Below are 3,625 nucleotides of genomic sequence, written 5' to 3' on the forward strand. Positions count from 1 at the left end.
TGATCTGACAGCTGCTAAACGCTTTATACGCAAGGCACTGGCCCGCCACGGCAGGCCAGTGCGCATTACCATCGATGGAAGCGAGACCAACAGGATTGCTATTCTACAATGTGATGGAGAGAGCCGGCTCAGACAGGCTGGCAAACCTATTGCCATTCGTTCCAGCAAATATATGAACAATACCATTGAGCAGGATCATCGTCGCATCAAACGACGCACACGCTCCATGCTTGGTTTCAAATCAGAGAGTACAGCTAATATCACGCTCGCCGGTATTGAACTCATTCACATGATGCGCAAACAACAAGGCATCTTTTCAGCGGCAAATGCACTCTCTATCAAACAACAATTCCAAGCACTCGCTGCATAACTACATCCAGAGTTAAGCCGTGCTCTGTTCAAATCAAATTTTTGCAACAGAACCCACCACCGGCCACATGTTTTTGGGTTACAGCAATCAGGAGTATGGCGAACCATCCCGCGGTGCGGTCGGTAGTGATTGGCACATGTTTCCGACACTTAATGTATTCGTGATGATCGCCGGTACGAAGAAATGGAGTACCCGGCCTCCGCAATTGGGTGATCAGTTCCGTGATTACGATCTGATGTTCGACATATCGAGCGGGCGCGAAGCACCCGGAATGAGTTTTGAAAGCGATGTTGTTTATGTTAAACTAGGTGATGTTCTAATCAACCCGCCCTTTGAATGGCATAAGGTGTTGAATGCGCGTGGACTATGCTTTGGCGCAGCTTTCCGGATCATTGATATTCACTATCTGGAGAAGCTTCAGGCCCGTCCAAACCTTGACATGTCAAAGATATTGCAGGGCGGATATAAGCAGGCTGAGCTTGAAAATGTCGCCCATTATCTCACCAGTCTGAACTATGCATCCCGCTATATCAATCGCGCGCAGATGCTTCTCAATGACGTGGAATATGCGTATTTTCGTAAGAAAAGTAACGCAATAGCGCCCAAAACTGACCATTAATCACAATATGAGTTTTCGTCGTTTTGACGTGAACCAATCGGGATTGATGAACTTTGTCATTCAGGCTTTTTGGACGTGGTCATATTACCCGTCATATCCACATTCATAGGCTCACGCTTAACAATGAGGAATAATCCATGGAACCGGCACCCGAAATAGATGCATTTCCTATTTGCACCACCGACAAGCTCCGTTACCGCGATACGGATCGGCAGGGGCATGTAAATAGCGCGGTTTTCTCTACGTTCTTTGAAACGGGCAGAGTTGAAATCCTTTACGCCCCATCCATGACGCTGAGCATACCGGACGGCGAGTTTGTCATTGCCCGCTTAGCACTGGAATATCGCACTGAAGTTCGCTGGCCGGGGATGGTGCGTGTTGGCACCAAAATCGCCTCAGTTGGCAAGAGTTCAATTAAGCTGGAACAAGCCGTTTTTCAGGACGAGACATGCGCGGCAACAGTAGAAACGGTCATCGTGCTGATTGATAGCCATAACAGGCAAGCCAAACCGCTTCCAGATGAAACACTCTTGATCCTGAGTTCATACAAACGATGAATGGCTCACAGCATATAATTTTAGCACTGTTAAGTGCATGAAACTTTGGTCGCTGTTTGCTGGCTCTCACAAAAGGGTCGCAAATGGTCCGGAAACTGGTTTGGGGTTTCCGTACAAGCGAAGCCCGGCCAATGCGGGCTGAGATTGTCAGACGCTGGCAACCAGCTCAATGAATATTGAGCGCGCGGGTGTTGTCACGTTAAGTTTGGATGGCGAGCCTGCTGCAGGGTTCTGAATTTTCAGATGAGTCAAGGTGCAATTCTCCATGCCTCGAATGCTTCGAGACGATGGTAGCGAATTGTTTGTGTAGCACGGCGGTGCGATGGAACTGAAAAGCGATTGCGGGTGGCGGAGTGCATGGCCACGAATCGTTGCAACGCTCCCGGCGATCGGTGGCCTTGCATTGTTCGCTCCCGTTTTCGAAATGGCAGGTGGCTATTCTCAGCCCTGTTATTAAGGCCTTTGTGCGACCAATGATCGAGGCTGGGTGCCACATCCGCCTTTGCCAAACCATAAGAGCGCAGTTTATTGGTGACGATCTGTTTGGGAATAAAGCCATAGCGCTTCATCAATGCTACCAGCAGACGCTTAGCAGCCTTCTTGTCACGCCGCTTTTGCAATATTTCTTCGAGAACGGTGCCGTGCTGATCAACTGCCCGCCAAAGCCAGAACTTGGTTCCAGCGCATTTCACCACGACTTCGTCCAGATACCAAACATCGCCGAGGCGTGCTTGTCGCCACCGTAGTGTACGAGCAATCTGAGATCCAAACTTTGCGATCCAGCACCTGATAGTTTCATAGGAAACGTTGACCTGCCACTGAACTTTCATCCAACGGCGATTAGAGCCTCGGCGGTTTTGACTACGCCAATTGGCGTGTTGGTAGCAACCGGCGGAAACGCCAAGCTTTCATCTTGCGCAGCGTTGGAGCCGGTTGCGGCGATGGATCCAGCATAGTCTGCCGGGGTTTGGTATCCCAGCGACGAGTGTGGCCGGAAATTGTTGTAATCGTCGGCCCATTGGGCGATGGCGCTGCGGGCGTGATCGAGGCCAAAGAACAGGCTTTCGTTGAGCAATTCGTCGCGCATCCGACCGTTGAAGGATTCAACATAGCCGTTCTGCATAGGCTTTCCTGGCGCGATATAGTGCCACTCAACCTTGTGATCCTTCGACCAGGCCAGGATGGCATTCGAGGTGAGTTCCGTGCCGTTATCGGAGACAATCATTCCGGGCTTGCCGCGTCGTTCGATCAGCGTCGTCAGTTCTCGGGCGACACGGCGGCCGGAGATTGAGGTGTCCGGGATTGCTGCCAGGCATTCCCGTGTCACATCATCAACGATATTGAGGATCCGGAACCGTCTCCCGCATGCAAACTGGTCGTGCACGAAATCGAGAGACCAACGGGCATTTGCTTTCGCCTCGACCAGGATCGGCGCACGCGTGCCGACGGCCCTTCGTCGAGCCTTCCGCTTGCGAACCGAAAGCCCTTCCTCGCGATACAGCCGATAGATGCGGTTGACGCCGGATGGCTCTCCGTCCCGCCTGAGCAGGACGAACAGCCGTCGGTAGCCGAAGCGCCGTCGCTCGTTGGCGAGATCGCGCAACTTTGCTCGCAATTCGACCTCCGGCGGTCGGCAGGACCGATAGCGGATCATCTTGCGATCAGCCGAAACAATCTGGCAGGCCCGCCGCTCCGAAAGACCCATTATGTCCTTCAGATGTGCAACGGCGTCACGCTTGGCGGCAGGCCCTACCATTTTTTTGCGAGAAGCTCGCGGAGTGCGGCGGCATCGAGCATCTGCTCGGCCAACAGCTTCTTAAGCTTGGCGTTCTCTTCTTCGAGTGCCTTCAGGCGCTTCGCCTCGGACACCTCCATACCGCCGTATTTGGCTTTCCAGTTATAAAATGTTGCGTCCGAAATCCCATACTTGCGGCACAGGTCGGCCACCTTCATGCCTGCCTCCTGCTCCTTCAGCACCGCAATAATCTGCTCTTCCGTAAATCGCTGCTTCTTCATTCGTCCGTCCTTTATCGGGCCGGACTCTAATCCATTCTGGAGGAAATTCTCAGTGGCAGGTCA

At 52.4% G+C, this 3,625-nt stretch carries 4 protein-coding genes and 1 pseudogene; 3 read left to right on the forward strand and 2 right to left on the reverse strand.

Going from position 1 to position 3,625, the window contains the following annotated elements; all coding sequences use genetic code 11:
* From QUF18_RS20245 to QUF18_RS20255, 3 genes are all read left to right on the forward strand, one after another.
* On the forward strand, window positions 1-370 hold a 370-nt coding region (locus tag QUF18_RS20245), incomplete at its 5' end, for a DDE-type integrase/transposase/recombinase (protein WP_289388376.1).
* 19 nt (window positions 371-389) lie between these two features.
* Window positions 390-989, forward strand: coding sequence for a cupin domain-containing protein (locus QUF18_RS20250; protein WP_289389046.1), 600 nt, complete (start codon window positions 390-392; stop codon window positions 987-989).
* Between the two features lie 137 nt (window positions 990-1,126).
* Window positions 1,127-1,546: an acyl-CoA thioesterase gene (locus QUF18_RS20255; protein WP_289389047.1), complete on the forward strand. Its 420-nt coding sequence runs from the start codon at window positions 1,127-1,129 to the stop codon at window positions 1,544-1,546.
* A gap of 248 nt (window positions 1,547-1,794) precedes the next feature.
* Here the strand turns inward: QUF18_RS20255 and QUF18_RS20260 are convergent.
* Together QUF18_RS20260 and QUF18_RS20265 are read right to left on the reverse strand one after the other, a co-directional pair.
* A pseudogene (locus QUF18_RS20260) lies at window positions 1,795-2,355 on the reverse strand (IS6 family transposase); the annotation flags it as partial.
* Between the two features lie 17 nt (window positions 2,356-2,372).
* A protein-coding gene (locus QUF18_RS20265; protein WP_289386482.1) for an IS3 family transposase occupies window positions 2,373-3,562 on the reverse strand; the annotation gives its coding sequence in 2 pieces (ribosomal slippage) (window positions 2,373-3,310 and window positions 3,310-3,562; 1,191 coding nt in all).
* Window positions 3,563-3,625 lie beyond the last annotated feature (63 nt).

Origin of the sequence: Pseudochrobactrum kiredjianiae (assembly GCF_030362795.1) — a bacterium.
Lineage (GTDB): Bacteria > Pseudomonadota > Alphaproteobacteria > Rhizobiales > Rhizobiaceae > Pseudochrobactrum > Pseudochrobactrum kiredjianiae.

Bases quoted from the DNA above. Each gene is read 5' to 3' on its own strand.
- QUF18_RS20255 (WP_289389047.1), top strand. From the start codon at position 1,127: ATGGAACCGGCACCCGAAATAGATGCATTTCCTATTTGCACCACCGAC.